Raw genomic sequence first — 23,172 nt, 5'->3', positions numbered from 1 at the left:
CAGCAATTCATATCTGCCTGCTAAAACTCTGCTCATATGAATTTTCCCCCTTACATCTTTACACAGACTACTGTGATATTATCATTTCCGCCTGAGCGGTTTGCTCTTGTTATGAGTTGATTACATAATTCTGACATCTGCTGCCCTGATGTAAGGATTTCGCAAATTCTGCTATCCTCCACCTCTCCATGAAGCCCATCTGTGCATAACAGCAAAATATCATCTTTCATAAGCTTTACTTCAAAAATATCTGGTTCTACTGTATCATCTCCACCAAGTGCTCTTGTAATAATATGTCTTTTGGAATGATTTCTAGCTGCGTCCTCGGTAAGGGCTCCAGACCTAATTAAAGTGTTAACGTATGTATGATCCTCGGTAATCTGTATCAGATTACCGTTTCTCATTAAATATGCCCTGCTATCACCTATATTGACTATATAGGCTTTTCGCCTGATTACATACGCCAAAACTAAGGTTGTGGCCATTCCTTTATTTTCTGTATTTTCACTAGATAAATTACAGATTAAAGTGTTGGCTTCCTCTATACATTTAATAAAATAATTCTTTATTTCTTCCCGGCCTTTAACTAATTTAACAGGATTCTTCTTTACATAGTCCGCCACAAAGCTTACCGCACTTCGGCTTGCTACTTCCCCTGAATTGCTGCCGCCTACGCCATCAGCAACAATATAAATCTTGTCTTCAGGTATTACAAAGCAAGAATCCTCATTATTTTTTCTTTTCAGTCCCCGGTCACTCTTAAAACCCACTTGAACCATTGTTTCTCCATCTTAAGCTAAATTAAGCTGTCACTTCTAACCATTTTGCACACATAAAAACCATCTGTCAGATCTATATGGGGCATAAACTGGCGTTCTTCAACAATACTAAAATTTTTGTTCTTTCTTAAAAATTCTTTTATTACATTCTGATTTTCCTGTTTATTAATTGTACAAGTACTGTATTGAAGGACTCCTCCTCTTTTTACATATTTTGAAGCAACAGAAAGAATTTCTAATTGTTTTACTGGTAAGCTGTTAAATTCACTAAGCTTCTTTTTATATTTTATCTCTGGTTTTCTTCGGATTACCCCAAGACCAGAACAAGGTACATCGGCAATAACCCGGTCCGCTTTTTCCAAAAGCTCTGAATCCACTTTTGTAGCATCCCAAGGCCATGTTTTTACAATGGAAACACCTAATCTTGAAGCTTCTTTATTTACCAGTGCCAGCTTTCTCAAATAAATATCAGTAGCAATAATCTGGCCCCGGTTGCTCATTCTTTCTGCTGCAGCCAGAGTTTTTCCTCCCGGTGCTGCACAGACATCAACAATCATTTCACCTGGCTGTGGATCTAATATTTCTATGGTCTTCATGGAGCTTTCATCCTGAACAGAAAATAATCCACTTTTATACAGCTGATCCTCTAATATCCCATTTCCTTTTGTCACCAGTAATCCGCTGTCACAGACCTGACTTTCTTTTACTTCAAAACTTCTTTCCGTTAGTCTTCTTATTAAATCTTCTTTCCCTGTTTTCAAGGTATTAACTCTGATACATAAACCTGGATTTCCCTGAGAATTCTTCAATATTTCTTCCGTTGTATCCACTCCATACTGATCAATCCACATTTCTACAATCCATTCAGAGCAAGAATACTTAATGGATAAATATTTTATCAGATCAATGCTTCGGTCAGGAAGTTTAACAGAATGCTTATTCCTGATATAAGCACGTAATACTCCGTTTATAAAGCCCTCTCTGCCTCTGCAGAACTTTTTTGCCAGTACGACACTTTCATTTACTGCTGCATATTCAGGAACGGATTTCATATATCCAAGCTGATAAATCCCCATTCTAAGGACTACCAAATCACTGGTCTTAAGTTTTTCAATATCATTGGTAATAAAATGTCCTATGATATGATCCAGCAGCATTTTATTTTCCAGAACCCCATAAACCAGCCCTCTCACAAAAGAAGGGGAACTTGGTCTCCCACAAATAATCTGATGATTAAGTGCAATATTAGAATAAGACTTTCTGGACTCTACATCCATTAATGCATAATAAGCAGTTTTTCGGTTTGCATCCATATTATTAATTCCTTTCTCTTAACATGAGTAATCTTAATAAGTTTGCAACTGATGTAGCGAGAGCAGCAACGTAAGTCATTGCAGCGGCAGACAATACTTTTTTAGCACCAGACTTTTCCTCATCGTACACAATTCCTAAACTTTCCATTTGTCTTACTGCTCTGCTGCTTGCATTAAACTCAACTGGTAATGTAACAGCATGAAATAAAACAACGGAAGCAAAAAACAATATACCAATATCCATTATAAAATTGCCTTTCACATAATTGCCTCCATTAGCTATCAGGATACCAATAATCATCAACGGCCATGATAGCATAGAAGCGAAATTAGCTACAGGAACAATGGTATTACGAAGCTTGAGTGGTACGTAAAATTCAGCATGCTGAATGGCGTGACCAGATTCATGGGCTGCAATACTTACGGAAGCAATAGACGGTTCATTGTAAACCCTTGGAGATAATCTCAAGACCCTTGTTCTTGGATCATAATGATCTGAAAGAGTCCCATTTACCATTTCAATGCTTACGTCCTGAAGTCCATTATTATCCAGAATCATCCGTGCTGCCTGCGCACCTGTTATATTCCTTCTGTTTCGGATATCTGCAAATTTTCTATAGGCAGATCTTACACTGCCTTGAGCAAACATAGCAAATATCATTGCCGGTATCAGTAAAACGATAGTCGAATCAAAATACCACATATTATACACCTCTAATCTGCTTTCTCAAATAATTCCCCAATATAAATTTTATTTCCTTTCAAATAATCTGAAACTGCCATTCTCTTTTTTCCTGGCATCTGAATGATTGTTATACGTAACATACTGCCCCCTGCAGATACGTCTATGCCTTTATCAGATACGCTTACAATAGTTCCATCAGGAGCTTGGCAGGATTTATCCAGTATCTCTGCTCCCCATATTTTTATAAGCTGTCCTTTATAATAACTGTATGCACCAGGCCAGGAATCCAGTCCCCTGATAAGCCTTTCGATTTCCTCTGGTTTCCTGGAAAAATCAATTTCTCCATCCTTCTTAAAAATCATTGCAGCATAAGTAGATAGGCTATCCTCTTGTTTTTCTCTGACAATATGCCCTGACTCCAGATTTGGAAGCTGTTCGGAAAGCAGACTTCCCCCAGCTCTGCTATTTCATCATGAAGCTCTGCAGCAGTTTTTCTGAGGATTGGAGTAGTTTTTTTTGCAATCATATCTCCTGTGTCAAGACCTTCCGCCATGTACATGAGCGTAACCCCTGTATATTCATCCCCTGCCATAATTGCTCTTTGCATTGGTGCCGCACCCCTCCAACGAGGAAGCAGGGATGCATGTATATTTACGCACCCAAGCCTTGGCAGGTGAATAATCTCAGGAGGCAGAAGCTTTCCGTAAGCAGCCACTACAATTAAATCCGGATTATACGCCTTCAGGATTTTAAAAAATTCTTCATTTCCCTTTATTTTTTCTGGCTGCAGCACTGAAAGTCCTAATTGCACAGCTTTTTCCTTCACCGCTGTAAACTGAACCTTTTTTCCCCTGTCTCTGGCTTTATCTGGCTGAGTCACAACGTATCCTATTTCATGCCCGCTGTTATATAAAGCTTCTAAGCCAGGCACTGCAAATTCAGGAGTTCCCATATAAATTGTTTTCAATTTATTCTTCATCTGCATCCCTTATATCCTTTGCTTTGTCAATATACAAAATACCATCCAGATGGTCGTTCTCATGGCAGAAAGCAACAGCTTTAAAGCCTTCTGCTTCGTGAACCACTGGATTTCCAAACCGGTCCAGCCCTCTGATTTTTATATATTCAGGGCGTTCCACCGTACCAATCATCCCTGGTACGCTCAGACAGCCTTCATCTTCCCAGGCAGACCCTCTCGTTTCTATTATCTCAGGATTTATCATTTCTATTACATCGCCTTCTTCAACCTCAATAAGAAACATCCTTCTCATGATGCCTACCTGTGGCGCTGCAATTCCAACACCATTATGTGCTCTCATTGTTTCAAGCATATCATCTAAAATAATTCTTATTCTATCATCTATTTCTGTAACTTCACGGCATTTTTTTCTTAAAATTTCGTCGCCTTCAACTATAATATTTCTTAAAGCCATTTTTAACCTCCAAAACTTCGATACAATAGCATTAAATTATATCATAAAAACCATTTCATATAAACAGATTAGTCAACATTTTCTGTATTCTTCATAAAATTTTAATATGGATTTACATCTACTGAGACAGAATATTGATATTTTTTCCCAGTATTAATATGTTTTTTTACTTTTTCTACTGCAGATAAACATTTTCCCCGCTTACCCTTGGGGCATTTTATTAAAATATAATACCGGTAATGTTCTTTCCTGCTGTTTATTAACAGTGGCTGGGGTTCAAATATATTATTTTGAAATTCTTTACCTAAATGTCCCCGGACTGCTTCCATTACATTTTGTGCCCCATCTTTACACACCTGTTCATCTTTAGCGATTACGATGACCTGTACAATGTCGCTGAAAGGTGGGTACATCAGGCTTCTCCTTAATAAAAGTTCAGTATCATAAAAAGCTTTATAATTTTGCTCTGAAGAAGCCTGGATGCTGTAATGATCTGAATTATAAGTCTGGATAACAACCTTTCCCTCTTTATGACCTCTGCCTGCTCTCCCGGCGGCCTGGGTTACCAGCTGAAAAGTAGTCTCTGCTGAACGATAATCCGGAATATTCAATATTACATCAGCCGAAATAATCCCTACCAGTCCAACATTTTTAAAGTCCAGTCCTTTTGCGACTAACTGAGTTCCTATAAGAATTCTGGTTTTTTCTTTTCTGAAATCATTTATTATTTTATCCACACTTCCCTTTAGCTTTATGGTATCTAAATCCAGCCTTGCTATAGGATAATCTGGAAACATGCTGGAGGTAAGTTCCTCCACTTTTTCTGTTCCTGTGCCAAAATGCCTTATGTATTTACTGCCACACTCAGGACACATTTTAGGAAGTGGTTCCATTTTTCCGCAGTAGTGACAAACCGCTGCATTTTCTGCTTTATGATAAGTCAGTGAAATCCCACATTCCGGACATTTCATCACATAACCACATTCTCTGCAGGATACAAAAGTTGAGTACCCTCTTCTGTTAAGAAATAAGATTACCTGCTGCTTTTCTTCCAGACATTTCTGCATTTCATCATATAATAATCTGCTGAAAATGGACTTATTTCCCAGCTTCAACTCTTCTCTCATATCAACTATTTCTATTTTGGGCAAAGCAATCTGGTTATAACGCTCTTTTAATTCAATTCTTTTATATATTCCCTGTTCAGACCTGTATGTGGATACAACCGACGGAGTTGCACTTCCTAATATAATCAGACCATTAAAGGTCTTTGCTCTTTTTATGGCAACTTCCACTGTGTCATATTTAGGTGACATGTCAGACTTATAGGTAGATTCATGTTCTTCATCCATTATAATGATGCCTATATCTTCTAAAGGAGCAAATACCGCTGATCTGGCGCCTATAACTATTCGCACTTGTCCATTCCTGATTCGTGTCCACTCATCATATCTTTCTCCCAGAGACAGTCGGCTGTGAAGTACCGCTATTTTTCCTGCCCAAATCTTCCTATAAATCTTTCAATAACCTGGGTTGTAAGAGATATCTCTGGCACCATCACAATAGCATTTCTTCCACTTTCCAGTACAGAAGTAATCAGCCTGATGTAAATCTCTGTTTTTCCACTTCCTGTGACCCCATGTATTAAAAATATATCATGCTGCTGATTCTTCACATATGGAGTAATTACTTGGATAGCATTGTCCTGCTCTGCAGTAAGCTGCTTTATCTGGTTGGTTTCTCCTTCCATATCCTGATAAGGTACTCTCTTTTTCCCCCGCTTCGATGGACTGCCTGCAGGAGTAAAGCAACTAATTCCATCTATATACCTGCATAAGTACCTTTTTCTCATCCATCTGCAGGTATCTATCATTTCTGCAGAAAGAGAAATTTCAGGATCAACACTTTCTATATATTTAAGTCCTTTTATTTCTTCCCTGACTGAATCCATCACATCAAAAACATATGCCGTTTTAAGTCTGTTGCCCTTGGCAAATGGTACTAATACCTTGCTTCCAACTTTAATATCTTCGAAATCCGAGCCATAAGTGTATAAATTGTCTGTATTATCATTGTTATTGTCTATAGCAACATTTACGTATTTCATATATCTCCAATTCAATCTTCATCCCATTTCGAGAAGCTGCACCCACAATAATTCTGCCTGTACAGCCCATATTCCTTTGACAATTCTACGCTCCTCTGATATCCTGCCTTTTTCTTAAAATCCATATCCAGAAATGAAAGCCCGTAATTTAAAGCCAGGTCTCTTCCAATTTTAGATATCAGCAGATAATTTTTATGAGGGCTCACCGTTAATGTGGTGCCAAACACTTCAAAACAATTTAATTTAGCCTCTGCTGCAGTTCTTTCCAGTCTTAGTTTAAAACATTCTGTGCAGCGCTTTCCTCCTTCAGGTTCCTGTTCCAGGCCTTTTACCATTCTGAAGAACTCCTCTGGATAAAATTCCCCCTCAATAAACGCAATCTTCTCATTCTCCATTACGTTCTGGTTGTACGCTTCAATAAATTCCAGCTGCACGGACTTTCTTTTTTCATATTCTTCTTTATCCGTAATATTAGGGTTGTAAAAAAGACTGTAATATCATAATTACCTGTTAGTCTTTCTACAACTGCTGTACTGCAAGGACCACAGCAACTATGAAGCAATAATTTCGGCTTCTCTTTAATTCTGTCTTTTATATCATCAAGTATTACTATTTTTTCGCTGTTAAAATATTCCTCTGCCAACTCTCCTGTAGGCTTAATCTGTCTTTTATCGTTCATCATTTCCTCCAAAAGATATAAAAATAGATATATGAAATTATTATATCATAAAATAATGTTTTAGATTTATGATATAATAAAAAATCAATAAGATATTTAATACAAGGAGCTTTCATGAATACGATTCAATGTAATGCTGAAAACCCAATAAACAGCATCGGCTTATATTTAAAAAATTATTTTGGTAAAAAAACAGTTAAACTTTCTCTGGATGGTGGTTTTACCTGTCCTAACAGAGATGGCAGTAAAGGGGTCGGTGGATGCATATTCTGCTCTGCTGACGGGTCTGGAGATTTTGCAAGCAATATTCCCGGGCAGATAAAGCTGCTTTCTGATAAATGGCCTGACAGTAATCATTTAGCCTATTTTCAGAACCATACCAATACTTATGCCTCTGTTTCAGAGCTTCGGCAAAAATATTATGCTGTTTTGAATAATCCTGAAATTTCAGGTATTGCGATTGCCACACGCCCAGATTGTTTCTCTGAGGAAATATATGAACTGCTTGATGAAATAAACAAAAAAACATTTTTATGGGTAGAACTGGGGCTTCAGACCATTCATCAGGAAACAGCAGAATTAATTAATCGATGTTACCCCTTAAAAGTTTATGATGAGGCCGTAAAAAGATTAAAAGAACTGAATATACGAACTGTGGTACATCTTATCTTTGGTCTCCCCGGTGAATCAAAACAAGATATGCTTGATTCCGTCCGATACGTTTGTAAAGATAAAATATTTGGTTTAAAAATACATATGCTCAATGTGGTGAAGGGTTCACAAATGGAAAAACTATATCCGGACTACGTCTCCTTCTGCAGCATAGAAGAATATGTCAGTTTAGTGGTAGATGCATTGGAAATAATACCTGCGGATATCACAATTCATCGTATGAGCGCTGATGCACCAAGACCCATACTAATCTCCCCGGACTGGAGTTATAAAAAACGAACCATTTTAAATGGTATACACAAAGAGTTAAAGAGCAGGAACAGCTGGCAGGGGAAAAAATGTCTATAAAAATATCTACAATCAAAAGGGGAATGGCTAACCATTCCCCTTTGCTAATAAACGCCTAAGGCTCTAATCTTCCGTCGTTATAATGTTTTCTGCAAAGTGATACGTACATGTCGTTTCCTCCTACAACCACTTGCTCTCCCTGTTTCACAAACTTTCCATCCACAACCCTTGCAACCATTGTTGCTTTTCGGCCGCACCAGCATATGGTCTTAATTTCTTCTATTTTATCTGCATAGACTAACATATAGTATGAGCCTTCAAATAGCTCATTTCTAAAATCATTTTTTAAGCCATAGGCCAACACCGGAACATCACAGCTGTCTACAATCTCCACCAGTTCCTGGACATGGTGTTTCTTTAAAAACTGACATTCATCCACCAGTACACAATCTATTTTTTCTTTAGCATTTTCAGATAAAAACAATTCCAGAATATTTGTATCGTCTGCAACAATTATGGCTTCCCGCTGTATACCTACCCTTGAAGTAATGACTCCGGCCCCATAGCGGTCATCAACACTTGGAACTAAAGTTAAAACCCGCTTGCCTCTTTCTTCATAATTGTATGCAACTTTTATCAGTTCAATTGACTTACCCGCATTCATTGTACTATATCTGTAATAAAGCTGTGCCACAATCTGCCCTCCTATGTTTATCTTATGCATGTTTAAATACATCTATCATTGTAATTGAAATTCAATGGAAAATCAAATATAATTATAATTGATAAATTGTTTTACAAGGAAGGATTAAAATTTAATATGGAATTATTATGGTTAATTGCTAAATGCATTCTTATCGGGATCATATGGGCTGCACTTTTAATCCCTGTTATTTTTAACAATGGTGGAGCTATTAAGTATATCCTTACCGTATGCATTGCAGCGGCCCTGTGTTTCTTTTTCAGAGGCTATAATGCTCTTATTAATACCATGACGCTTATCGCTCTGGTTGCCCTCGTCATATCCTTTATTTCATCTATGGCAGTTTTTGAAAAAGAATCAAAGGCTAAATCTAAAATTATTGCTTTTTCCTGTGTCATTGCAGGATTGTCATATCTGGTCACCGTCTTATTTTTTAGCAGTGTACATATTCTATAAAGAAAGATTTTTATTTATCGCGGAATAATAGAATTAAATATTCAGAACACAAAACAATAATACTATTTGAAAAAAGATATGAAAAAAACCGTTTCAATGAAACGGTTTTTTTGGTGCCCAGACTCGGAATCGAACCAAGGACACGAGGATTTTCAGTCCTCTGCTCTACCTACTGAGCTATCTGGGCATATAGGGTAAAAAGTATTGCTATGTTCTATCTGCAATGACTTTTAAAAAAATGGTCGGGGTGGCAGGATTTGAACCCGCGGCCCACTGGTCCCAAACCAGTTGCGCTACCAAACTGCGCTACACCCCGATACCTATAATATGTTTAAACTTTGTGGCGGAGAGGGTGGGATTCGAACCCACGGTCCCTTTCGGAATCACTGGTTTTCAAGACCAGCTCCTTAAACCACTCGGACACCTCTCCATCTATGAGTTCTACTACTTATAAAATTAAATTGGTGACCCATCGGAGACTCGAACCCCGGACACCTTGATTAAAAGTCAAGTGCTCTGCCGACTGAGCTAATGGGTCATATGGCTGGGGTAGCAGGATTTGAACCTACGAATGACGGAGTCAAAGTCCGTTGCCTTACCGCTTGGCTATACCCCACTCTTAAAGCCCTAACCCAATGCATAGCTTGAATCACGGCAGATTTTAGATAAAAAAATGGTGAGCCCATAGGGATTTGAACCCCAGACACACGGCTTAGAAGGCCGTTGCTCTATCCAGCTGAGCTATGAGCCCACATTACAAGTTAGTATTATGGAGCGGGTGATGAGAATCGAACTCACGCCATCAGCTTGGAAGGCTGAGGTTCTACCATTGAACTACACCCGCATATCTGGAGCGGAAGACGAGATTCGAACTCGCGACCCTCGCCTTGGCAAGGCGATGCTCTACCCCTGAGCCACTTCCGCATGTTTATTGGTCGAGGGTGGTGGATTCGAACCACCGAAAGCTCAGCTAACGGATTTACAGTCCGCCCCCTTTGGCCACTCGGGAAACCCTCGAAATATCTACTTGTAATTGTATAAATCACTTACCATTTTTAATTGGAGCTGGTGGAGGGAATTTACAGTTGCTCCGCACCTGCCGTTCTACGCTTCCTTTTTCAGTCAGCTTGAACCTCTCGCTACTTAAAAGTCTAAAAGACTTTTTCGCATTACGCTCGAGCCCTTTCGGGTTCGATTCCCCTCTGATTTTGTTTAATTGGAGCTGGTGGAGGGAATCGAACCCCCAACCTGCTGATTACAAATCAGCTGCTCTACCGTTGAGCCACACCAGCATATTTTCTGTGCTTTCAATAAAATTGGCGACCTGGATCGGGCTCGAACCGACGACCTCCAGCGTGACAGGCTGGCATTCTAACCAACTGAACTACCAGGCCATTTTGTAATTTGGTGGGCGTTATAGGGCTCGAACCTATGACCCTCTGCTTGTAAGGCAGATGCTCTCCCAGCTGAGCTAAACGCCCAAATCACTTGCTGTTTCAGTGTTTTATCTACTTGACACATTTATTAATGTTACACTATTTGTCATTGTTTGTCAATACTTTTTATATTTTTAGTTTTTTATTTTTTTAAAACCGTATTATCAAGGAAAAAAATAGCCCCTCGGACAAAAGTCTGCAAGAAACTACTTTTTGATAATGGTGCCCAGACTCGGAATCGAACCAAGGACACGAGGATTTTCAGTCCTCTGCTCTACCTACTGAGCTATCTGGGCAAATTTTACAAATTCATGGTGGGCCATCAGGGACTTGAACCCCGGACCTGCCGGTTATGAGCCGGACGCTCTGACCAACTGAGCTAATGGCCCCAGTCTGTTTTATGGTCGGGGTGGCAGGATTTGAACCCGCGGCCCACTGGTCCCAAACCAGTTGCGCTACCAAACTGCGCTACACCCCGAAATATTAAATTAAATGGCAGGGGTAGTAGGACTTGAACCCACGGCGCATAGTTTTGGAGACTATCGCTCTACCAACTGAGCTATACCCCTATAAAATATATGGCGGAGAAGATGGGATTCGAACCCATGCGGCCCTTACGAACCCTAACGGTTTAGCAAACCGTCCTCTTCAGCCTACTTGAGTACTTCTCCATACATTTTTATGGCGGAGAGGGTGGGATTCGAACCCACGGTCCCTTTCGGAATCACTGGTTTTCAAGACCAGCTCCTTAAACCACTCGGACACCTCTCCATCTATGAGTTCTACTACTTATAAAATTAAATTGGTGACCCATCGGAGACTCGAACCCCGGACACCTTGATTAAAAGTCAAGTGCTCTGCCGACTGAGCTAATGGGTCATATGACTAAAAAAAATGGTGAGCCCATAGGGATTTGAACCCCAGACACACGGCTTAGAAGGCCGTTGCTCTATCCAGCTGAGCTATGAGCCCACATTACAAGTTAGTATTATGGAGCGGGTGATGAGAATCGAACTCACGCCATCAGCTTGGAAGGCTGAGGTTCTACCATTGAACTACACCCGCATATCTGGAGCGGAAGACGAGATTCGAACTCGCGACCCTCGCCTTGGCAAGGCGATGCTCTACCCCTGAGCCACTTCCGCATGTTTATTGGTCGAGGGTGGTGGATTCGAACCACCGAAAGCTCAGCTAACGGATTTACAGTCCGCCCCCTTTGGCCACTCGGGAAACCCTCGAAATATCTACTTGTAATTGTATAAATCACTTACCATTTTTAATTGGAGCTGGTGGAGGGAATCGAACCCCCAACCTGCTGATTACAAATCAGCTGCTCTACCGTTGAGCCACACCAGCATATTTTCTGTGCTTTCAATAAAATTGGCGACCTGGATCGGGCTCGAACCGACGACCTCCAGCGTGACAGGCTGGCATTCTAACCAACTGAACTACCAGGCCATTTTGTAATTTGGTGGGCGTTATAGGGCTCGAACCTATGACCCTCTGCTTGTAAGGCAGATGCTCTCCCAGCTGAGCTAAACGCCCAAATCACTTGCTGTTTCAGTGTTTTATCTACTTGACACATTTATTAATGTTACACTATTTGTCATTGTTTGTCAATACTTTTTTTATTCAACTAACTGAATTACTTTTTAGTAAATCTGGCTCCAAGGGTGGGGCTCGAACCCACAGCCTATCGGTTAACAGCCGAGTGCTCCACCATTGAGCTACCTTGGAACAACCTGACAAACACATATAATATGCATCAGCGACGATATTTATCTTAGCATAGCACCCCTGATATGTCAAACACTTTTTTACATTTTCTTTTGATTTTCTGTTATTTTTTTGGAACTCCTTACAATTTCAGTAATCTTAGTCCAATACAGGTACCCTGATTTGGTCAATCCTCTCTTCCAGGATAATTCCAGTACCGTTAGTTACATTTGCTACTACTTGTCTTAATTCTTCTTTTTTCTCTGGTTCTACCGATAAAAATAACTTAACAGAATCTTCATAAACAATTTCATTTATTCCAAATGTACCAGATTGAGATAAATTCTGCAATTTATTAAAATATGTATAGTCTAATTTTACAGTAAAAACATACATATCCTTTACAGCGCAGATTCCAGCCCGCTCAATTGCCAGCTTTGCAGAACCTGTATATGCCCTTACCAGCCCACCTGTTCCTAATTTAATACCGCCAAAATACCTGGTTACCACTACTGCCAGATTGGTCAGGCCTTCCTTTACTAACATCTGAACAACGGGAGCCCCAGAGGTTCCCTGAGGTTCTCCATCATCACTGGCCCATTGAATCTGAAATTTATCCCCTATAACCATTGCCGGTACATTATGTGTAGCGTCCTTGTGACGTGCTTTAATCCCTGAAATAAATGAATCCGCCTCTTCTCGGGAGCTGACAGGAGAGGCATATGCTATAAATCTTGATTTTTCAATGATTTGCTCTGCCTGACCCTGTTTTTGTATTGTATTAAAAAGTATCATATTCTTTTAACCTGCTATAATCTGCCGTTGTAAGTTCAACCTCAAATGCTGTACCTGATTCAACATATTCCATGGATATAACTTTAGCCTTTTCGCACAAATAGGAAGAAACATCGCCCCTGTCATAAGGTATAAGTAATTTTGCGATGATTCGATCCGAAAACAGTTTCTTCTTGATAACGTCAATAACCTGATCAAAATTATCGCCACGTTTTGCAGAAATACAGATATATTCTTCATCTGTGGTGGGTAATGCATCATTTTCCAGCAAGTCGGTCTTATTGAATACCAATACTCTTTCTTTGTTCCCTGCTCCAATTTCCTTCAAAACTTTATTTGTAACATCTATATGAAATTCATTCGCCTCATAGGATGCATCTACTACGTGTAAAAGCAAGTCTGCATACATTACTTCTTCTAGAGTAGCTTTAAAAGCATTTACAAGAGAATGGGGAAGTTTGCTGACGAACCCAACCGTATCGATTAATATAAATTCATAGTTTGTATCCAGTTTAATACTTCTCTGAGCTGTATCCAGTGTAGCAAAGAGCATGTCCTTTTCCAGAACAACTTTGTCCTGTCTGTCTACGCCCTCTAAAAGCCTGTTCATAATAGCAGATTTTCCTGCATTGGTATACCCCACAAGCGCAACAATAGGCAGCTCGGCTTTTTCTCTTTTTGCCCTCTGCACATTTCTGTTACCTTTAATTTCAACGATCTCTGCCTTTATATCATCCATCCTTCTTTGAATGTGTCTTCTGTCCGTTTCCAGCTTTTTTTCTCCAGGGCCTCTTGTTCCAATTCCTCCACCAAGCCTTGACAGACTCTTGCCAAATCCAAGCAGCCGTGGCATTCTGTATTGAAGCTGCGCAAGTTCAACCTGAAGCTTTCCTTCACGGGATACAGCTCTGGACGCAAAGATATCAAGAATCAGTATGGTTCGGTCAATAATTCTGATTCCAACAGCTTCTTCGATATTTCTTAGCTGCATTCCTGACAACTCATCATTAAAGATAACCGTATCTGCTTCCATATTCCTGCACATTTCTGCAAGCTCTTCTACTTTGCCTTTACCTATGAACGTAGCGCTATTAGCTCTTTCCAGACTCTGAGTCATGGTTCCTATAACCTCAACCCCTGCTGCTTCTGCAAGGCCCTCCAGCTCTTCCATTGAATACCTGATGTCTTCGTTAATCTGAAGGCCAACAAGAATTGCTTTGTATTCTTCATTTTGTATCACTTCATTATTCTCATTAAATCTTAACATAATCTGTATTTTACCATATCCTTTTTCATTAAACAATTACTGACCCGAATTCACTCCATCTAATAAATTTTCTTTAGGTACATTAACGTAACTATTAGGAACTTTCCCTAATATAACTGCTTCGGAAACCAGCACTACATTATGTACTTCCAATGTCTTAGATGAAAAAGGTGCCATCACTCTCACTTTACTGGTTAAAGATAAATATACCTTATATTTAGTCTGATTTATTCCCTGAGTTTCAAATTCACTTAAAAACTCTATATTTGCTACGCTGATAGGCATAACCTTCATATTTACATTTAAATTTGTCTGTGATAGTAACTGGCTTCCTAAAATCGTTCCCAGGGGTACCTTCATAACAGTGGGTTTCATATTTCTGTACATCTGTTTTATTTCTTTACCAAGTTCTGCTGCTAAAATATTCATGGCCACGGTATTAGATTGTACTAGCTCTATGCTTCCCTCTTTATCCGTATTTATTATAAGCAAATCTTCAACGTTAGTAGCTTCCTTAAAAAATTGTTTACATGTAGCTTCATTTATGGCGTAAGTCACCATTTCTTTTGCTTTTATTTCGGCCAGCGATTCTATGGATGGCCGTACTACTTTAATCATTCTCCAACCAGAGCCACCTGCTGCAATTGTCATTATTATAATAGCTATTACAAATTTTATCCACTTACTTTTTTTATTTTCACATGCTTTAAATCTTTTTGTTGAGCCAAACCAAAGCATAAAAACACCCCGAACAGATATATCATTATATGCTGAACGGGGGCAGACTGTGTCAAATTAATTGATTACATATCCATTTTTTCCAGTTCTTCGTAGAACTTAGAGTTCAAAATCTTAATGTGTGTTCCTTTCATACCCAGTGAGCGGGATTCAATAACACCAGCACTTTCAAGTTTTCGAAGAGCATTAACGATAACAGATCTGGTGATTCCTGATCTGTCTGCTATCTTACTTGCAACTAACAACCCTTCATTACCGTTCAATTCGGCAAAGATTTGTTGAACTGCCTCGATTTCTGAATAGGATAATGTGCCAATAGCCATTTGAACAATGGATCTCATTCTTTCTTCTTCTTCAAATTCAAGAGTTTTTCTTCTCTGAATTTCAAGTCCTACTACTGTTGCCCCATATTCTCCTAAAACTAAATCCTCATTACTAAATTCAGGCTCATATCTTGTACAGATAAGGGTACCCCATCTCTGTCCGCCACCCAGAATAGGAATAATTGTATGAAGTTTGTCATAAGTATCATAATCATACTTAAAAATCTCCAATGCGTCTTCCGCTTTAAGATTAGCCTCTGTGGACGTAACCTTCAACAAAGCCTCATTATACTCATTAGGAAATTTTTCAATTCCGGTTTCAGGGTCTGTAATAGTTGAGCTGTCTGATTTAATTTTATAATGCACGCCAATAACTTTACCTCTTAGATTAGCAATATATACATTGGCATCCATCATATCACTTAATATGTTGCAAAGTTCATCAAAAGAAAAAGCTCCTGTAGGACTCTCCTGCAGAACCCAGTTCAATTTTCTAATTTTGCTTAAAATATCTTTTCCCATAACTACCTTTTTCTCCTTTATTTATAATTCAAGACTAATTGTCCTATTTTCTATGCTAATATATATTATCTCTTTTCTGGAAAAGAATCAAGTCATTATTTTGATTTTTCTAAAAACTTTTTATTTTACAAACAATTACGCTAAAATTCGTCATTATTCTACCAAAAAACAGGTTGGTAATATAAAAGATATACCAACCTGCTCATTTTTGTCAAGATTAAAGAATAAATTTGTCTATATCATCTTCATGTATTTTCTCAACAAACTTTTCTTTCACATAGGATTTGTCTATGACAATCTCCTCCTGTTCCATTTCCGGAATGTTAAAGGAAATATCTTCAAGAAGCTTTTCCATAATGGTATGAAGTCTTCTTGCTCCTATATTTTCGGTCTGTTCATTCATTAGAAAAGCCATAGTGGCAATTTCTTCAACAGAATCATCTGTAAAGGTTATTTTGATACCTTCTGTTTCCAGAAGCATCTTATGCTGTTTTAATAAAGCATTTTCAGGAATGGTCAGAATCTTAACAAAAGAATCTTTCGTTAAATTTTCCAGTTCCACTCTGATTGGGAATCTTCCCTGCAGTTCCGGGATTAAATCGGTAGGCTTAGAGGTATGAAATGCTCCAGCTCCTATAAACAACACATGATCTGTCTTAACAGGGCCATATTTTGTATTTACAACACTTCCTTCAACGATAGGAAGAATATCTCGCTGAACCCCTTCTCTTGAAACGTCTGCTCCTGATTTATAACTGGAACCAGATGCAATCTTGTCGATTTCATCAATGAAAATAATCCCATTCTGTTCAGCAATTTCTAAAGCCTCTTCAGTAACCTGATCCATATCAATCAGATTCTGTGCTTCCTGTTCTCTTAAAATCTTTTTTGCATCCTTTACTTTAACTTTTTTCTTTTTCTTCTTGGGTGGCATCATATCCCCAAAGATATTTCCGATAGCAATGCTCATGCCTTCATTTCCCAGGTCTAATGAATTATTTTTAGGCACTTCATTAACCTGTATCTCAATGTATTGCTCTTCCAGCATACCATCTCTGAACTGCTGCCTTACCTGTTCTCTTGCCAGCTCTATATCACTTTTATCTGTATTACCGGTATCCTTGTCCTCTTGTTCAAGCTGAGGTCTCTGGGTCTGCTGATACCCACCACCTAAGATGAAATCAAAGGGTGTTTTTAAATTATTTGTACCGGATGAAACAGTTTTTTTCTTTCCCGGAATAATAGCCTCAATAATTTTTTCTTCTGCTATTTCTTCTGCTATTGAATATTTTTCCTGTAATCTTTTCTGTTTTGTTATTCGGATAGAGGCTTCAACCAAGTCCCTTACCATTGAATCTACATCTCTTCCCACATAGCCTACTTCAGTAAATTTTGTCGCCTCAACTTTTACAAAAGGGGCATCCATAAGCTTTGCAAGCCTTCTGGCTATCTCAGTTTTACCACAGCCTGTAGGCCCAATCATTAAAATGTTTTTAGGAGTAATTTCTTCTCTCATTTCATCCGGAAGAAGACTTCTCCTGTAACGGTTTCTTAAGGCAATCGCTACAGATTTCTTTGCATCATCCTGCCCAATTATATATTTATCAAGTTCCGCCACAATCTGTTTTGGCGTCATATTGTATAATTCTCCCATTTTTTACTCCCTCCTACAGTTTTTCAACAGAAATGTTATCGTTTGTATAAACGCAAATAGAAGATGCTATTTTTAATGATTCTCTGACAATCTGTTCTGCATTCATCTCTGTGTGGTTAAATAGTGCATTCGCTGCAGCATAAGCATAATTTCCACCTGATCCAATAGCTATAAAATCCTGATCAGGTTCAATTACTTCACCATTCCCAGATATAAGAAGCATATTCTCTTTATCCACCGCAATCATTAAAGCTTCCAGGTTTCTCATAGCTTTGTCTGAACGCCACATCTGGGCTAAAGCCACCGCCGCTTTTTTTAAATTGCCTGAATGCTCTTCAAGCTTTTTTTCAAACTTCTCCGTTAAGGAGAAGGCATCGGAAACAGAGCCTGCAAACCCTGTAATTACTGAATTTTTATAAATCTTTCTCACTTTTTTCGCTTTATGTTTCATTACTGTAGTTTCACCCATAGTAACCTGTCCATCGCCCCCGATGCAAATGTCGTTTTCACCTCTTCTAACTGCTACTATAGTAGTTGCATGAAATTGTATCATCTACCATTACCTCTCTTTCATATTCTATTCTTTATACCCACATTCGCTGTTTGAACACGCTAAAGTACTGTTTTTTGTTTTTTTCTCAACTAATATTGAGCCACATTCCGGGCACTTTTTATCAGTTGGTTTGCTCCAGAATACTTGATTACACTCAGGATATCCGCTGCATCCATAAAACATTCTTCCGTTTTTTCCTCTTCTGGCTACAATATCACTTCCGCATTTTGGACACTTTGCATCCACCTTTGTGATAATTGGTTTTGTATTCTTACATTCAGGATAACCGGTACAAGCAATAAAATCTCCGAATCTGCCACTTTTCCTTGCCATAGGCTTGCCACAGAGTTCACACATTTCACCTGTCAGTTCATCCTCTAATTTAACTTTTTCTATCTCTTTATCTGCAATTTCAAGTTCATCCTTTAAGATTTCATAAAAATCGCTGACAATCTTCTTCCAGTTCAGATTTTCCACTTCAATATCATCAAGGCGGTCTTCAAGTTCTGCTGTAAAGCCAACATCAACAATTTCCTTAAAATATTTTTCCATTAGTTCAGTAACAATAAAGCCTAAATCTGTTGGAAGCAAAGATTTCTTTTCTCTTGATACATATTTTCTTTCCATCAATGTGGCTATAATTGGTGCATAAGTACTTGGCCTTCCAATATTTTTTTCTTCCAGATCTTTTACCAGACTGGCTTCTGTATATCTGGCTGGAGGCTGTGTAAAATTCTGATCACACTGTAAATCCAGCAGATTCAATTTATGCCCCACCTGAAGTTCAGGCAGCATTTTTTCATTATTCTCTTCACCAGCATCCTGATAAACTCTTAAATATCCATCAAACTTAAGTTTTGAACCATTTGCCTTTAATGTATAGTCGCCGTTTTCAATTTCAACAGCCATGGAATCATATACTGCTGCAGTCATCTGGCTTGCCATAAATCTTGACCAGATAAGCTTATATAAGTTATATTGGTCTTTGGTTAAAGACTCTTTTATTTCATCTGGAACTAAATCTATATAACTGGGCCTGATTGCCTCATGGGCGTCCTGCACATCCCTCTTTTTATTTGAAAAAATATTATTTGAATGATACTGTTCCCCATATCTTTCATTGATAAAGACTTTAGCTGCTGATTTAGCCTCTTCTGAAATTCTTACTGAATCTGTTCTGATATAGGTTACCAGACCAATTGTCCCATGTCCCTTTACTTCTACGCCTTCATAAAGCTGCTGTGCAATCATCATGGTTTTTTTCGTGTAAAACCCTAATTTATTCGCAGCATCCTGCTGCAGGCTGCTGGTAGTAAAAGGAGCATACGCTCTTTTGTTTCTTTCCTTTTTCTCTACTTTTTTAACAATGTAGTCATTCTTTTTTAGGGCAGCAACAATGGTATCTGCTGCTTCTTTATTGTCAACAGTTATTTTCTTACCCAGATATTCAATCAGCTTAGCAGTAAATTTCTTTTTTTCAGTAGATTTTCCTTTTTCATCCTGCATCTCAGAAAGCATAGCAGCAATATTCCAGTATTCTACAGGTTTAAAATCTTTTATCAGATTTTCCCTGTCACAAATCAGTTTAAGGGCTGCCGATTGAACACGGCCAGCACTTAGTCCACGCCTTATCTTCCTCCATAATAATGGACTGATCTGATACCCAACAAGTCTGTCTAACACTCTGCGAGCCTGTTGTGCATCAACTAATTTTGTATCAATAGTTCTTGGATTTTTTACTGCAGTCTGAATTGCATTTTTAGTTATTTCATTAAAAACGATTCTGCAGGCTTTTGTAGGATCAATTCCCAAAAGATGGGCAATGTGCCAGGAAATAGCTTCTCCTTCCCGGTCCGGGTCAGTTGCTAAATAAACTTTATCAGCATTTTTGGCCTCTTGTCTCATAGCTTTGATTACATCGCCTTTTCCTCTTATGGCTATGTACTGAGGTTCAAAATTATTTTCTAAATCGATACCCAGTTTACTTTTTGGCAAATCCCTGACATGGCCAACCGAAGCAACCACTTTGTATTTGCTACCTAAAAATTTTCCTATTGTCTTTGCCTTAGATGGTGATTCCACTATCACCAGATTCTTAGAGCTTGCCATATATTAATCCTCCTAAGGGAAATTTTATCTACTATATTATTATCTCTATACAAAAAATGATTATATTTCTATTTTCATCAGTTTGCAATAAAAATTTTGCCCAGTGCCGAATAAACGATCCCTTTCATCTCCAGAATTGTAACGATTGCATTTACTTCTGAAATCTTCATATTCGTCTCTCTACAGATGTAATCAGCTGTGACTTCTCCTGACTGATTAACTATTTTCAGAACCTTTTGTTCATCTTTTCCAAGCTGTTTTATAATATTCGCTGTATCTTTTTTATTTATTCCTATAATATCAAATATATCGTCAATCACCGCCAAAGGATATGCTCCATCCTGAATTAATTTATTTGTTCCGATGGAATAGAAACTATTAATATTTCCCGGTACAGAAAAAACCGTTCTGCCCTGTTCCGCCGCTCTTTCTGCCGTGATAAGTGATCCACTGTTCAATCCGGCTTCTACCACTACAGTTGCCAGACACAATCCGCTTATAATTCGGTTTCGTTGGGGAAAAGTAAACCTGCTTCCAGGATATCCTGGCGGATATTCAGATAATAAAAGGCCTTCTTCTGCTATTCTGTCCCTTAATGTCCGGTTAAACGCAGGGAAACAGATATCAATTCCACACCCCAGCACTGCAATGGTTTTTCCATTAACGGAAAGTGCCCCTTTATGGCTTATAGAATCGATTCCTGCAGCCATTCCGCTTACCACTACTATATCATTATCCCCCAGGCGTTTTCCAATTTCATTTGCTGCCCAGTGTCCATAGGAGGAAGCCTTTCTTGAACCAACTACTGCTACTGCCGGCAGGGAAGCCAGCGCAAGGTTGCCGATATAGTAAAGCTGTTCAGGCGGGTCCTTTATATACTTTAACATACCAGGATACTCTTTAGAGTTTAACATAACTTTCTTCACACATTTTATAATATTCATGTTTATTCACCAATTTCCTTAGTATTCCCATCTGTCATTCTGTAACTTAAAGCCTCTGCCAAATGTATCGCTTCTATATTTTCACTGTCTTCCAAATCTGCAATAGTACGTGCTATTTTTATTACCCTGCTGTAAGCCCTTGCACTTAAAGATAAGGCTTTAAATGCAGATTTCATAAGTTTTTCACCCTCCTTATTTAATTTACAATATTGCTTAATTAAAGAAGGGGTAAGCTGTGAATTAAATAAAACAGATTGTGTATCATATCTGTCAAGCTGCTTCTTTCTGGCACTTTCTACCTTTGCCCTCATTTCCAGAGAGCTTATAGAATTAATTTTCTCTCTTTGGGATAAATATTTATAATCTACGGGTAAAACTTGTATGTTTAAATCAATCCGATCCATCAACGGTCCTGAAATTTTGTTTTTGTAATGATTAATTTGTGTCTGTGAACAGCAGCATTCATGAAACTGACTCCCCAAATAACCACATGGACAGGGATTACTGGCTGCTATAAGCATCACCTGACAAGGGAAACTGAATTTTCCTCCTACTCTGTCTATGGTTACCATTTTATCCTCTAAAGGCTGCCTGAGCATCTCCAGCACTTTTTTATTAAATTCAGGAAATTCGTCCAAAAACAGTACTCCCAGATGTGCCAGAGATAATTCTCCTGGCATGGGCTTATTTCCCCCGCCAACCAGTGCTGCTCCTGAAATAGTATGGTGTGGCGCACGGAATGGCCTTTCCGTTACAAGAGGTAAGTTTTTCGATAGTCTTCCTCCAATACTGTAAATTTTAGTAACCTCCAGACATTCTTCATATGTCATCCGGGGCATTACTGTAGGGATTCTTTTAGCTATCATGGACTTGCCAACCCCCGGCGGTCCCGTCATCAGCATTCCATGTCCCCTGCACAGCAGATAGTTACCGCTCTTTTTACGGATTCCTGTCCTACAACTTCTGAATAATCTAAAGAATAATTTGGCAGGTCATATAGTATCTTGTTCTTTACTCTGTAAGGCTTAATGGGTTCTTCTCCGTCAAAGTGTTTAATTAGTTCGCTGAGGTTTCCTGCAGTATATAACTCTACCCCTTTTACAAGAGCAGCTTCTTCCACATTTTGCCTTGGCAAAACAATTTTGTTAATGCCACATGCCTGAATGCCTATAATTAATGGCAGTGCGCCATCTACTCTGTTTATGTTACCCGCTAAAGATAATTCTCCCATAAAAGCATATTCTTTAACTGCATTTCCAGGTATTTGGCCAACTGAAGCCAAGAGCCCTATGGCAATAGGCAGATCAAAATGGCTTCCTTCTTTTTTTGTATTAGCCGGTGATAAATTCACCGTAATTCTTTTTGCTGGGAACTGATATCCTGAATTAATAATTGCGCTTCTTATTCTTTCTTTGGCCTCCCGCACTGTAATGTCCGGCAGTCCAACCATTGTAAGGGATGGAAGCCCTGGCAGCAAGTCGGTTTCTACTGAAACCAGATTTGCTTCCAGCCCACGAAGCGCACCTGTAAATACTTTTGACAGCATTGATTTCCTCCTTTAAAATGCATTCTCTGTATGACGTATATATGCCTTTTCTCCCCGATATAATATTTCCACCACATCTATTCTTCTGCTTATATTTCCAATGTTATTTTTCATAACATAAAATGCCGCCACCCTTCTTAAATGTAACTGCTTTGTTTTTGTAACAGACTCACAAGGCAATCCATAACTTAAACTTCTTCTAGTTTTTACTTCCACAAAAACTAAAGTTCTGTCTATGCATGCAATAATATCTACTTCTCCCATCCTGCATCTGAAATTTCGTTCTAATACCTGATACCCCTTATTTTTCAGGTAGTTTGCAGCAACTTCTTCTCCCTGTACTCCCAGGCTCATTTTTCCTTACCCCCTTCAATATTTGTATATTTTGTAAGCTTTTCTATATTTTATATTTATTGTAATAAATTGTCAAATATTTATAAAAAAAATCCGATTT

22 protein-coding genes, 27 tRNA genes and 1 pseudogene are annotated in these 23,172 nt (G+C 38.6%); 2 read left to right on the top strand and 48 right to left on the bottom strand.

The features are described from left to right. Positions 1 to 50: 50 nt before the first annotated feature. The 9 genes and pseudogenes from Ami3637_RS13070 to Ami3637_RS13035 all read right to left on the bottom strand — a co-directional run bounded on the left by Ami3637_RS13070 (position 51) and on the right by Ami3637_RS13035 (position 6,996). Positions 51 to 779: a Stp1/IreP family PP2C-type Ser/Thr phosphatase gene (locus tag Ami3637_RS13070; protein WP_162362939.1), complete on the bottom strand. Its 729-nt coding sequence runs from the start codon at positions 777 to 779 to the stop codon at positions 51 to 53. A gap of 17 nt (positions 780 to 796) precedes the next feature. Continuing rightward, positions 797 to 2,092: a 16S rRNA (cytosine(967)-C(5))-methyltransferase RsmB gene (gene rsmB, locus Ami3637_RS13065; protein WP_162362938.1), complete on the bottom strand. Its 1,296-nt coding sequence runs from the start codon at positions 2,090 to 2,092 to the stop codon at positions 797 to 799. 4 nt (positions 2,093 to 2,096) lie between these two features. Beyond that, on the bottom strand, positions 2,097 to 2,795 hold the full coding sequence (locus Ami3637_RS13060) for a zinc metallopeptidase (RefSeq protein WP_162362937.1): 699 nt from the start codon (positions 2,793 to 2,795) through the stop codon (positions 2,097 to 2,099). Between the two features lie 11 nt (positions 2,796 to 2,806). Further along, positions 2,807 to 3,139 carry a methionyl-tRNA formyltransferase gene (locus Ami3637_RS17615; RefSeq protein WP_243158016.1) on the bottom strand — a complete coding sequence of 111 codons (333 nt, stop codon included), beginning with the start codon at positions 3,137 to 3,139 and terminating at the stop codon, positions 2,807 to 2,809. Continuing rightward, the gene (locus Ami3637_RS17610) at positions 3,136 to 3,756 is read right to left on the bottom strand and encodes a methionyl-tRNA formyltransferase (RefSeq protein WP_243158015.1); all 621 of its coding nucleotides are present in this window, start codon (positions 3,754 to 3,756) and stop codon (positions 3,136 to 3,138) included. Before Ami3637_RS17610 ends, Ami3637_RS17615 begins: the two co-directional genes overlap by 4 nt. Continuing rightward, on the bottom strand, positions 3,746 to 4,210 hold the full coding sequence (def, locus tag Ami3637_RS13050; RefSeq protein WP_162362936.1) for a peptide deformylase: 465 nt from the start codon (positions 4,208 to 4,210) through the stop codon (positions 3,746 to 3,748). Before def ends, Ami3637_RS17610 begins: the two co-directional genes overlap by 11 nt. A gap of 101 nt (positions 4,211 to 4,311) precedes the next feature. Beyond that, positions 4,312 to 5,673 carry a replication restart helicase PriA gene (gene priA / locus Ami3637_RS13045; RefSeq protein ID WP_243158180.1) on the bottom strand — a complete coding sequence of 454 codons (1,362 nt, stop codon included), beginning with the start codon at positions 5,671 to 5,673 and terminating at the stop codon, positions 4,312 to 4,314. A 23-nt stretch (positions 5,674 to 5,696) separates the two neighbouring features. After that, positions 5,697 to 6,317 (bottom strand): primosomal protein N' family DNA-binding protein, encoded by a 621-nt coding sequence (locus Ami3637_RS13040; protein WP_162362935.1) that lies wholly within the window; start codon positions 6,315 to 6,317, stop codon positions 5,697 to 5,699. 11 nt (positions 6,318 to 6,328) lie between these two features. Continuing rightward, a pseudogene (locus tag Ami3637_RS13035) lies at positions 6,329 to 6,996 on the bottom strand (epoxyqueuosine reductase QueH). A gap of 114 nt (positions 6,997 to 7,110) precedes the next feature. Here Ami3637_RS13035 and Ami3637_RS13030 point away from each other — a divergent pair. Next, the gene (locus tag Ami3637_RS13030) at positions 7,111 to 8,016 is read left to right on the top strand and encodes a TIGR01212 family radical SAM protein (protein ID WP_162362934.1); all 906 of its coding nucleotides are present in this window, start codon (positions 7,111 to 7,113) and stop codon (positions 8,014 to 8,016) included. Positions 8,017 to 8,071: 55 nt separating this feature from the next. On the opposite strand, the gene Ami3637_RS13025 is transcribed toward Ami3637_RS13030, so the two are convergent. Beyond that, positions 8,072 to 8,650 carry a thymidine kinase gene (locus tag Ami3637_RS13025; RefSeq protein ID WP_162362933.1) on the bottom strand — a complete coding sequence of 193 codons (579 nt, stop codon included), beginning with the start codon at positions 8,648 to 8,650 and terminating at the stop codon, positions 8,072 to 8,074. 126 nt (positions 8,651 to 8,776) lie between these two features. On the opposite strand from Ami3637_RS13025, the gene Ami3637_RS13020 reads away from it, so the two are divergent. Then, positions 8,777 to 9,115 carry a hypothetical protein gene (locus Ami3637_RS13020; RefSeq protein WP_162362932.1) on the top strand — a complete coding sequence of 113 codons (339 nt, stop codon included), beginning with the start codon at positions 8,777 to 8,779 and terminating at the stop codon, positions 9,113 to 9,115. A 111-nt stretch (positions 9,116 to 9,226) separates the two neighbouring features. Here the strand turns inward: Ami3637_RS13020 and Ami3637_RS13015 are convergent. From Ami3637_RS13015 to Ami3637_RS12835, 38 genes are all read right to left on the bottom strand, one after another. Continuing rightward, positions 9,227 to 9,302 (bottom strand) — tRNA-Phe (locus Ami3637_RS13015). Positions 9,303 to 9,354: 52 nt separating this feature from the next. After that, positions 9,355 to 9,431 (bottom strand) — tRNA-Pro (locus tag Ami3637_RS13010). A gap of 25 nt (positions 9,432 to 9,456) precedes the next feature. Next, positions 9,457 to 9,545 (bottom strand) — tRNA-Ser (locus Ami3637_RS13005). Positions 9,546 to 9,577: 32 nt separating this feature from the next. Further along, a tRNA-Lys gene (locus Ami3637_RS13000) sits at positions 9,578 to 9,653 on the bottom strand. 3 nt (positions 9,654 to 9,656) lie between these two features. After that, a tRNA-Gln gene (locus tag Ami3637_RS12995) sits at positions 9,657 to 9,731 on the bottom strand. A 58-nt stretch (positions 9,732 to 9,789) separates the two neighbouring features. Beyond that, positions 9,790 to 9,866 (bottom strand) — tRNA-Arg (locus Ami3637_RS12990). Positions 9,867 to 9,885: 19 nt separating this feature from the next. Continuing rightward, positions 9,886 to 9,959 (bottom strand) — tRNA-Gly (locus tag Ami3637_RS12985). A 5-nt stretch (positions 9,960 to 9,964) separates the two neighbouring features. Continuing rightward, positions 9,965 to 10,039 (bottom strand) — tRNA-Gly (locus Ami3637_RS12980). Between the two features lie 8 nt (positions 10,040 to 10,047). Next, positions 10,048 to 10,132: transfer RNA gene (locus Ami3637_RS12975), tRNA-Tyr, on the bottom strand. A gap of 200 nt (positions 10,133 to 10,332) precedes the next feature. Then, a tRNA-Thr gene (locus tag Ami3637_RS12970) sits at positions 10,333 to 10,407 on the bottom strand. A gap of 25 nt (positions 10,408 to 10,432) precedes the next feature. Beyond that, positions 10,433 to 10,509: transfer RNA gene (locus Ami3637_RS12965), tRNA-Asp, on the bottom strand. A gap of 11 nt (positions 10,510 to 10,520) precedes the next feature. Further along, positions 10,521 to 10,596: transfer RNA gene (locus Ami3637_RS12960), tRNA-Val, on the bottom strand. 175 nt (positions 10,597 to 10,771) lie between these two features. Further along, positions 10,772 to 10,847 (bottom strand) — tRNA-Phe (locus tag Ami3637_RS12955). Positions 10,848 to 10,863: 16 nt separating this feature from the next. After that, a tRNA-Ile gene (locus tag Ami3637_RS12950) sits at positions 10,864 to 10,940 on the bottom strand. Positions 10,941 to 10,952: 12 nt separating this feature from the next. Further along, positions 10,953 to 11,029: transfer RNA gene (locus Ami3637_RS12945), tRNA-Pro, on the bottom strand. Between the two features lie 15 nt (positions 11,030 to 11,044). Continuing rightward, positions 11,045 to 11,120: transfer RNA gene (locus tag Ami3637_RS12940), tRNA-Trp, on the bottom strand. 10 nt (positions 11,121 to 11,130) lie between these two features. Continuing rightward, positions 11,131 to 11,222 (bottom strand) — tRNA-Ser (locus tag Ami3637_RS12935). A gap of 11 nt (positions 11,223 to 11,233) precedes the next feature. Beyond that, positions 11,234 to 11,322 (bottom strand) — tRNA-Ser (locus Ami3637_RS12930). Between the two features lie 32 nt (positions 11,323 to 11,354). Further along, a tRNA-Lys gene (locus tag Ami3637_RS12925) sits at positions 11,355 to 11,430 on the bottom strand. A gap of 16 nt (positions 11,431 to 11,446) precedes the next feature. Beyond that, positions 11,447 to 11,523: transfer RNA gene (locus Ami3637_RS12920), tRNA-Arg, on the bottom strand. Between the two features lie 19 nt (positions 11,524 to 11,542). Further along, positions 11,543 to 11,616, bottom strand: a tRNA-Gly gene (locus tag Ami3637_RS12915). A 5-nt stretch (positions 11,617 to 11,621) separates the two neighbouring features. Then, positions 11,622 to 11,696 (bottom strand) — tRNA-Gly (locus Ami3637_RS12910). 8 nt (positions 11,697 to 11,704) lie between these two features. Further along, positions 11,705 to 11,789: transfer RNA gene (locus Ami3637_RS12905), tRNA-Tyr, on the bottom strand. A gap of 43 nt (positions 11,790 to 11,832) precedes the next feature. After that, a tRNA-Thr gene (locus Ami3637_RS12900) sits at positions 11,833 to 11,907 on the bottom strand. Between the two features lie 25 nt (positions 11,908 to 11,932). Further along, positions 11,933 to 12,009, bottom strand: a tRNA-Asp gene (locus Ami3637_RS12895). Between the two features lie 11 nt (positions 12,010 to 12,020). Next, positions 12,021 to 12,096: transfer RNA gene (locus Ami3637_RS12890), tRNA-Val, on the bottom strand. Between the two features lie 117 nt (positions 12,097 to 12,213). Beyond that, positions 12,214 to 12,288 (bottom strand) — tRNA-Asn (locus Ami3637_RS12885). Between the two features lie 138 nt (positions 12,289 to 12,426). Next, positions 12,427 to 13,062, bottom strand: coding sequence for a YigZ family protein (locus tag Ami3637_RS12880; protein ID WP_162362931.1), 636 nt, complete (start codon positions 13,060 to 13,062; stop codon positions 12,427 to 12,429). Next, positions 13,049 to 14,329: a GTPase HflX gene (gene hflX / locus Ami3637_RS12875; protein WP_243158014.1), complete on the bottom strand. Its 1,281-nt coding sequence runs from the start codon at positions 14,327 to 14,329 to the stop codon at positions 13,049 to 13,051. The genes Ami3637_RS12880 and hflX overlap by 14 nt, the downstream gene beginning before the upstream one ends. A 36-nt stretch (positions 14,330 to 14,365) precedes the next feature. Continuing rightward, a complete protein-coding gene (gene yunB / locus Ami3637_RS12870) occupies positions 14,366 to 15,067 on the bottom strand; it encodes a sporulation protein YunB (RefSeq protein WP_162362930.1) in 702 nt (233 codons plus the stop codon). A 65-nt stretch (positions 15,068 to 15,132) separates the two neighbouring features. Then, positions 15,133 to 15,912 (bottom strand): GTP-sensing pleiotropic transcriptional regulator CodY, encoded by a 780-nt coding sequence (codY, locus tag Ami3637_RS12865; protein ID WP_162362929.1) that lies wholly within the window; start codon positions 15,910 to 15,912, stop codon positions 15,133 to 15,135. 217 nt (positions 15,913 to 16,129) lie between these two features. After that, positions 16,130 to 17,566, bottom strand: coding sequence for an ATP-dependent protease ATPase subunit HslU (hslU, locus tag Ami3637_RS12860; RefSeq protein WP_162362928.1), 1,437 nt, complete (start codon positions 17,564 to 17,566; stop codon positions 16,130 to 16,132). A gap of 13 nt (positions 17,567 to 17,579) precedes the next feature. After that, the gene (gene hslV / locus Ami3637_RS12855; RefSeq protein WP_162362927.1) at positions 17,580 to 18,119 is read right to left on the bottom strand and encodes an ATP-dependent protease subunit HslV; all 540 of its coding nucleotides are present in this window, start codon (positions 18,117 to 18,119) and stop codon (positions 17,580 to 17,582) included. 24 nt (positions 18,120 to 18,143) lie between these two features. Further along, a complete protein-coding gene (gene topA, locus Ami3637_RS12850; protein ID WP_162362926.1) occupies positions 18,144 to 20,228 on the bottom strand; it encodes a type I DNA topoisomerase in 2,085 nt (694 codons plus the stop codon). A gap of 77 nt (positions 20,229 to 20,305) precedes the next feature. Next, a complete protein-coding gene (gene dprA, locus Ami3637_RS12845) occupies positions 20,306 to 21,172 on the bottom strand; it encodes a DNA-processing protein DprA (RefSeq protein WP_162362925.1) in 867 nt (288 codons plus the stop codon). Between the two features lie 2 nt (positions 21,173 to 21,174). Next, on the bottom strand, positions 21,175 to 22,074 hold the full coding sequence (locus Ami3637_RS17605) for a YifB family Mg chelatase-like AAA ATPase (RefSeq protein ID WP_243158013.1): 900 nt from the start codon (positions 22,072 to 22,074) through the stop codon (positions 21,175 to 21,177). Continuing rightward, complete coding sequence (locus Ami3637_RS17600) at positions 22,068 to 22,718, bottom strand: magnesium chelatase domain-containing protein (RefSeq protein WP_243158012.1); 651 nt, start codon at positions 22,716 to 22,718, stop codon at positions 22,068 to 22,070. Before Ami3637_RS17600 ends, Ami3637_RS17605 begins: the two co-directional genes overlap by 7 nt. Positions 22,719 to 22,730: 12 nt before the next feature. Continuing rightward, entirely contained in the window at positions 22,731 to 23,072 is a 342-nt protein-coding gene (locus tag Ami3637_RS12835) for a YraN family protein (RefSeq protein ID WP_162362924.1), read from the bottom strand. Between the last annotated feature and the right edge of the window lie 100 nt (positions 23,073 to 23,172).

This window comes from Aminipila terrae (assembly GCF_010120715.1).
Taxonomy (GTDB): domain Bacteria; phylum Bacillota; class Clostridia; order Peptostreptococcales; family Anaerovoracaceae; genus Aminipila; species Aminipila terrae.
This window is presented reverse-complemented; position numbering and strand designations above follow the sequence as displayed.